Below are 7673 nucleotides of genomic sequence, written 5' to 3' on the forward strand. Positions count from 1 at the left end.
CGCACCACGTTTCACGGCTTTGAACAAATCCCCCTGCGCGAATACGCCGAGCGCGCGTATCTTGACTACTCGATGTATGTGGTGCTCGACCGCGCCCTGCCGTTCATCGGCGATGGCCTGAAGCCGGTACAGCGCCGCATCATCTATGCGATGAGCGAGCTGGGGCTGGCGGCATCGGCCAAGCCGAAAAAATCGGCACGCACCGTGGGCGACGTGATCGGCAAATACCATCCGCATGGCGACAGCGCCTGCTATGAAGCATTGGTGCTGATGGCGCAGCCATTTTCGTACCGCTACCCGCTGATCGAAGGGCAGGGCAATTTCGGCAGCAGCGATGACCCCAAGTCGTTCGCGGCGATGCGCTATACCGAATCCAAACTGTCGCCGATTGCCGAAGTGTTGCTGGGTGAATTGGGCCACGGTACCGCCGATTGGGTGCCCAATTTCGATGGCACGCTGGAAGAACCCACGTGGATGCCGGCGCGCTTGCCGCACCTGCTGCTCAACGGCACTACAGGCATTGCCGTCGGCATGGCCACCGATGTGCCGCCGCACAACCTCAATGAAGTCGTCAGCGCGTGCGTGCGCTTGCTGGATGACCCCGACGCCACGGTGCGCGACCTGTGCGAACACGTGCGCGGCCCGGATTACCCCACTGCGGCGGAAATCATCACCTCGCCCGGCGACTTGCTGGCGATGTATGAAACCGGCCTCGGCAGCGTGCGGGCACGTGGCGTGTTTGTGAAAGAACACAATAATATCGTCATCACCGAACTGCCACATCAAGTTTCGCCGTCCAAAATCATCGAGCAGATTGCCGCACAAATGCGGGCCAAGAAACTGCCGTGGCTGGAAGACATCCGCGATGAATCCGACCACGCCAATCCCACCCGGATCGTGCTGGTGCCGCGCAGCAACCGCGTGGATGCCGACCAACTCATGGGGCATTTGTTTGCCACCACCGACCTGGAAAAAAGCTTCCGGGTCAATATGAATGTGATCGGGTTGGATGGCCGCCCACAGGTCAAAAACCTGAAAATGCTGCTATCCGAATGGCTGACTTTCCGTCAAGACACCGTCATCCGCCGCTTGCAGCATCGGCTGGAAAAAGTTGAACGTCGCCTGCACCTGCTGGAAGGTTTGCTGGTGGCCTTCCTCAACCTGGATGAAGTCATTCGCATCATTCGCAGCGAGGACGAGCCCAAAGCGGTGCTGATGGCACGTTTCAGCCTCAGCGAGGAGCAGACCGATTACATCCTGGATACCCGCCTGAAGCAATTGGCGCGGCTGGAAGAAATGAAGATTCGTGGCGAGCAGGACGAGCTGGCGGCCGAGCGTCAAACACTGATTTCAATCCTGGACAACAAAACCAAGCTGAAAAAACTGGTCAAGGATGAATTGTTGACCGATGCCAAGAAGTTTGGCGATGCCCGCCGCAGCCCTCTGGTGGCACGCCAAGCCGCGCAAGCACTGGATGAAACCGAGCTGGTGGCCAGTGAGCCAATGACCGTGGTGCTGAGTGAAAAGGGCTGGGTACGCGCTGCGAAAGGCCACGATATCGATGCCGCAACGCTCAGTTATCGCGATGGCGACAGCCTGCTGCTGGCGGTGCGCGCACGCAGCAATCAGCAAGTGGCGTTCATTGATTCCGCTGGCCGCAGTTACTCCACTGCCGTGCACACCCTGCCCAGCGCGCGCGGCAATGGCGAGCCACTCACCGGGCGCTTCTCGCCCGCACCCGGCAGCACCTTCCAGGCACTTGCCAGCGGCGATAACGACCATAAATTCGTGATCGCATCGAGCCACGGCTATGGCTTCGTCACCCGCTTTGAAAACCTGACCGGACGCCAGAAAGCCGGCAAGGCGCTGCTGTCGCTGGGGGAAGGTGGCACGGTGTTGCCACCCGCGCCAGTGGCCAACATCGAGGCCGCTCGCATCGTTGCCATCACCAGTGCCGGTCACGTGCTGGCATTTTCCATCAGCGAATTGCCGGAGCTGGATAAAGGCAAGGGCAACAAGATCATCGACATCCCCAAAGCCAAGCGCGGCACCGAGCATGTGGTGGCGATTGCAGTCGTGCCCGCCACCGGCAAGTTGTTGGTGCAATCGGGTGCACGCACGATGACGCTCGCGTACAAGGAATTGGAGCCGTATCTGGGCGCGCGCGGCTCACGCGGTGGTTTGCTGCCGCGTGGCTGGCAAAAAGTGGATGGATTGATGGTGGAAGCCTGAACCATTCCAACGCTGGTGAAGCCTCCGTGCGTTTCGCTACGTCGCTCGAAATGCGGCTACGCGAAACGCACGGCGGCTTCACCAGCGATCCAAAGGAGACACCCATGCAACCCGACTTCTGGCACCAACGCTGGGCCAACCAGCAAATCGGTTTTCACCAATCCACCCCCACCCCGTTATTGCAAAAGCACTGGGCCGGATTGGGCGTTGCCGCCGATTGCACCGTGTTCGTGCCGCTATGCGGAAAATCGCTGGACCTGGCATGGCTGGCCGCACAAGGCCATCGCGTGCTGGGCGTGGAACTGTCACAACTGGCCATCGAACAATTTTTTGCTGACCACGCATTGATGCCGGAGCTGCGTCAAAGCCGCTACGGCACGCACTACCTCGCCGGTGGTATTGAAATCATCCATGGCGACGCCTTCGGGCTGGATCGTGACGCACTATCAAGCTGTGCCGCCGTGTTCGACCGTGCCGCATTGATTGCACTTCCCCCTGATCTGCGCCAACGCTATGTGGCAGAACTCTACGCAGCACTGCCCAGCAACTGCCAAGGCTTGCTGATTACTCTGGAATACCCGCAACAAGACCGCGACGGCCCACCGTTCTCGGTACACGAAGACGAAGTACGTGCACGCTATGGCGAACATTGGGATGTCGCGCTGTGCGAACGGCGCAACATTCCCGCGGCTCACCCCGGCTTCGTGAATGGGGCATCGCGGGTGGATACTGCCGTGTATGCCTTGCATCGCCGCTGACCGCATCGCAAGTGATTGATCAAGATCAATTCGTATCTGCCCGTATCTGCCTAAGCTGCGCCCATGCACTCCCAGACTATTGCCTTTGATGCCGATTTGGCGCGTCGCTACGATCGCCCCGGCCCGCGCTATACCTCGTACCCGACCGCGCCCCAATTCAGCGCGGAGTTCGGTGAGGTGCAGCTGCGCGAAGCCGTGCAGGCCAGCAATGAGGAACCCATCCCGCGCCGGCTATCACTGTATGTGCATGTGCCGTTTTGCTTTAGCCCGTGTTTTTACTGCGGCTGCAACCGCATCATCACCCGTGATTTGGGCCGATCGGATAGCTATCTGGCGCGCCTGTATCGCGAAGTCGCGCTGATTGCCCCCGCGTTTGACCGTGACCGTGAAGTGATCCAGTTACACTTTGGTGGCGGCACGCCGAACTTCCTTAACCCCACGCAATTGGCGGATACTGTGGATGTCTTGCGCCGGCAATTTCATTTTGCCGACCGCCGCGACAGCGATATTTCGATCGAAATCGACCCGCGTTTCTGCGACCCTGCATGGATGCCTGCACTGGCCGCGAGCGGGTTCAACCGCGCATCGCTGGGCGTGCAGGACTTCGACCCCAAGGTGCAAGCAGCGGTCAACCGCCTCCAAACCGTGGAGGAAACCCGTACGGTGGTAGATGCCGCACGCAGTGCCGGGTTCCGCTCGGTCAATATCGATTTGATCTATGGCTTGCCGGGACAAAATCTGGAAGGCTTTGGCAAGACGCTGGATATCGTCACCGAGATTCGTCCAGACCGGCTGGCGGTGTACAGCTATGCGCATATGCCACACCTGTTCAAAGCACAAAAGCAAATCGACGAGGCCCTGCTGCTGGACGGCGACGCCAAACTAGCGCTGCTGCAATTGGCGGTGGAAAAACTCACTGCGGCTGGCTATGTCTATATCGGCATGGATCATTTCGCCTTGCCCGATGATGACCTGGCACAGGCGCAGCAGCGCGGTGGCCTGCATCGCAATTTCATGGGCTACACCACCCACGCCGATAGCGATTTGATTGGCCTTGGCGTCTCTGCGATCAGCCATATCGGCAATACCTTCAGCCAAAATCCGCGTGATTTACCCAGTTGGGAGATCGCCATTGATACCGGCAAGCTGCCGGTGTTCCGGGGGATGCGCATGAGTGAGGACGACACGCTGCGTGCCGACCTGATCCAATCGCTGATGTGTCAGGGCCAAATCCCGGTGGCCGCACTGGAACGCCGTTACGGCATACACTTTGAAGACTACTTCGCCAGCGCGCTGGCGCAGTTGCAACCGCTGCAGGAGGACGGATTGGTGCGATTTGGCCAAGGCAACATCGAAGCCACCTCGCAAGGTCGGCTGCTATTGCGTAACATTGCCATGTGCTTCGACCAATACCTGACCCCAACCGCTGCCGACACCAAACCGCGCTTCTCGCGCGCGATCTGACTTGTTGCCGGAGTGTGCGATGAGCGGCCTGCCGTTTCCGCGGCTGAGCCCGCAAGTGCTGTCCGATGACGGCAATGAACTGCAGTTTTGCTCCACCTGCGCGTTCTCGCACGCCTGTTTGTCGCAGGGCATGGACAAGAGTGCGCTGAAAGAACTGCATGTGCTGGTGGAACATATTGGCCCGTTCCATGCCGGTGAACATGTGTTCCGCGAAGGTGACCCGTTTGAAGCCATCGCTGCGGTGCGCGCCGGCACGGTCAAGACCTGCGTGACCGATCGCGACGGCCACGAGCATGTGCTGGGCTTCCATTTCCCCGGCGAAGTTATCGGACTGAACGCCATCGACGGCCACCGCTACCCCTGCGATGCCATCGCACTGGATACGGTGATGCTGTGCAAATTCTCCTTCCCCAAGATTTCAGTATTGGCGGCGAAGGTACCCGGCGTGCAGCGTGAATTGTTCCGCCTGCTCAGCCGCGACATCGGCCGCGCAGCCTTACTTGCCGGTGATTGGAGCGCCGACCAGCGCGTTGCCGCGTTCTTGCTGGGAATGTCGCGACGCTTGGCCGCACGCGGGTTTTCCGCAACACGTTTTCAATTGACGATGGCACGTACCGATATCGCCAACTACCTGCGGCTGGCACCGGAAACGGTGAGCCGCGTGCTGCGCCGAATGCAGGATGACGGCATCCTTGCCGTGGATCGCCGCGAAGTGGAGCTGCTCGATCAAGGCCGCATCGACGCACTTGCTGCACCCATCCTGCGCGATTGATCCGCGCGCACAACCTGCATTCAACGCGTGATTGCAACGTTCTTCACGCCGAGTTGACACAAGTCATGGTGACACCCCGCAGAACGGCAGACGATGCCGACGCTGGTTCCATCAGGCTTGATCAATAGGAGAGTTGCAATGTCCATTACGAAACGGCTTTGGCTGGGCTTGGCCGCCCTGCTCATCGCAAGTTTCGCGGTTATGGCGTGGCTGGGCGTGGATTTGATCCACACTGCCCCACCCATCCCTAACCGCGTTATCGCTGCCAACGGCCAAGTGCTTTATACCCGTGCCGATATCGAGCGTGGCCGCCAAGTCTGGCAAAGCATCGGTGGCCAACAACTCGGCTCGATCTGGGGCCACGGTGCCCTGCTGGCCCCCGACTGGTCGGCCGACTGGCTGCATCGCGAAACCGAAGCCATGCTGGAATTGCAGGCGCGTAGTGATGCCGGGCAGTCCTACGCCAGCATGGAGGCTGGTGATCAGGCCAAGACCCAGGCCAGCGTCAAACCCTTGATACGCTCCAACACGTTTGATGCCAGCAAACAAGACATCGTCGTCAGCAATATGCGGGCGCAAGCGATCAGTAATGTGGCCGCGCATTACGAGAGCGTGTTCTCCAATGATCCCGCCACGCATGCACTGCGCGAAGCCTATGCCATGCGTGAAAACACGGTGCCGGATGCCGACAATCGGCGCGCAATGACCGCGTTTTTCTTCTGGACGGCATGGGCTGCCAGCACTGATCGTCCCGGCGAAACCCATCGAACCTATACCAACAACTGGCCCTACGAGCCGCTGATTGGCAACACGCCAACCTCCGATACGTTTATCTGGTCGATGTTCTCGATCTTGTTCCTGATTGGTGGCGTTGGTTTGCTGGCGTGGCACTACGCCGCCTATCACGGCAAGGAAGCACTGCCGACACCGCCCGCGCAGGATCCGCTGCAGGGCTTGACCATCACCCCATCGATGAAAGCCACCGCCAAATATTTCTGGGTGGTGGTGGCATTGTTCCTGTGCCAAATCCTGTTGGGTGCAACCACTGCGCACTTCCAGGTGGAAGGCCAGGAAGCTTACGGCTTCAAAATTGCCGAGTTCCTGCCGTATGCACTGACCCGCAGTTGGCATACGCAACTGGCGGTGCTGTGGATTGCCACCGCATGGCTGGCCACCGGCCTGTATATCGGCCCGGCGATCTCCGGCCATGAGCCGAAATACCAACGCGCCGGCGTCAACTTCCTGTTCGTCTGCTTGCTGATCATTGTGGTCGGCTCATTTACCGGCCAGTGGTTTGCGGTGATGCAGAAGTTGGGCCTGAAGTACAACTTCTGGTTTGGCCATCAAGGCTGGGAATACGTGGACATCGGCCGCTTCTGGCAGGCATTTTTGTTCGTCGGCCTGCTGGTGTGGCTGACCCTGGTCGGCCGTGCGTTGTGGCCGGCGATGAAGCGCAAGGACGAAATGTCCTCGATCGTGGGCTTGTTATTCCTGTCCACCGTCGCCATCGGCCTGTTCTACGGTGCCGGCCTGATGTGGGGTGAAAACAGCCACATCTCGGTGGTTGAATACTGGCGCTGGTGGGTGGTGCACCTGTGGGTGGAAGGCTTCTTCGAAGTGTTCGCGGTGGCGGTGATGAGCTTCCTGTTCGTCAAGCTGGGCCTGTTGCGCGGCAAGTCGGCCACCATCAACGTGCTGTTCGCCACCATCGTGTACTTGAGCGGCGGCGTGCTGGGCATGTTCCATCACCTGTACTTTGCCGGCACCACCACCGCTGCGGTGGCGCTGGGTGCCAGCTTCTCAGCCTTGGAAGTGGTGCCACTGGCACTGATCGGGCTGGAAGCCTACGAAACCTGGAGCCATAGCCGCGCCACCCCGTGGATGGAACGCTACAAGTGGCCGATCATGTTCTTCTTGGCCACCAGCTTCTGGAACTTGGTGGGTGCCGGTCTGTTTGGGTTCCTGGTCAACACCCCGCTGGCACTGTTCTACATGCAGGGCATGAACCTGACCGCGCTGCACGGCCACACCGCCCTGTTTGGTGTGTACGGCATGCTGGGGATCGGCCTGATGCTGTTCTGCCTGCGCGGCCTCAAGCCCGAGGTGAAATGGCCGGAAGGGCTGCTGCGTGGTTCGTTCTGGAGCCTCAACATCGGTCTGGGCCTGATGGGCGTGCTGACCCTGCTGCCGATGGGCGTGTTGCAACTCAACGCGGCACTGGAACACGGCTACTGGTTTGCCCGCTCGGCCGAGTTCATGAACCGCCCGATCATCGACATGCTGGTGTGGATGCGCATGCCCGGCGACCTGGTGTTCTCCGCCGGCGCCGTGCTACTGGGCGTGTTTGTGGCACGTAAATGGCTGCGGCCAAACGCTGCCAAGTAAGTCAGCAATACCCTTGGCAACACCCCTCAGGGACGGCGCAAGCCGTCCCTTTTTTACTCACG

Annotated in this window: 5 protein-coding genes; all 5 read left to right on the forward strand. The window is 59.9% G+C overall.

The genetic code is table 11. From position 1 onward, the window contains the following. On the forward strand, positions 1 to 2232 hold a 2232-nt coding region (gene parC, locus QWB57_RS08540), incomplete at its 5' end, for a DNA topoisomerase IV subunit A (protein ID WP_288969150.1). 104 nt (positions 2233 to 2336) lie between these two features. Beyond that, entirely contained in the window at positions 2337 to 2990 is a 654-nt protein-coding gene (locus QWB57_RS08545) for a thiopurine S-methyltransferase (protein ID WP_223626740.1), read from the forward strand. 63 nt (positions 2991 to 3053) lie between these two features. Further along, the gene (gene hemN, locus QWB57_RS08550; RefSeq protein WP_288969151.1) at positions 3054 to 4454 is read left to right on the forward strand and encodes an oxygen-independent coproporphyrinogen III oxidase; all 1401 of its coding nucleotides are present in this window, start codon (positions 3054 to 3056) and stop codon (positions 4452 to 4454) included. Between the two features lie 19 nt (positions 4455 to 4473). Next, positions 4474 to 5226, forward strand: a complete 753-nt coding sequence (locus QWB57_RS08555) for a cyclic nucleotide-binding domain-containing protein (RefSeq protein WP_288969152.1) — start codon at positions 4474 to 4476, stop codon at positions 5224 to 5226. Positions 5227 to 5364: 138 nt separating this feature from the next. Further along, positions 5365 to 7611: a nitric-oxide reductase large subunit gene (locus QWB57_RS08560; RefSeq protein ID WP_288969153.1), complete on the forward strand. Its 2247-nt coding sequence runs from the start codon at positions 5365 to 5367 to the stop codon at positions 7609 to 7611. The last annotated feature ends 62 nt before the right edge of the window (positions 7612 to 7673 follow it).

Origin of the sequence: uncultured Thermomonas sp. (genome assembly GCF_937872235.1) — a bacterium.
Classification (GTDB): domain Bacteria; phylum Pseudomonadota; class Gammaproteobacteria; order Xanthomonadales; family Xanthomonadaceae; genus Thermomonas; species Thermomonas beijingensis.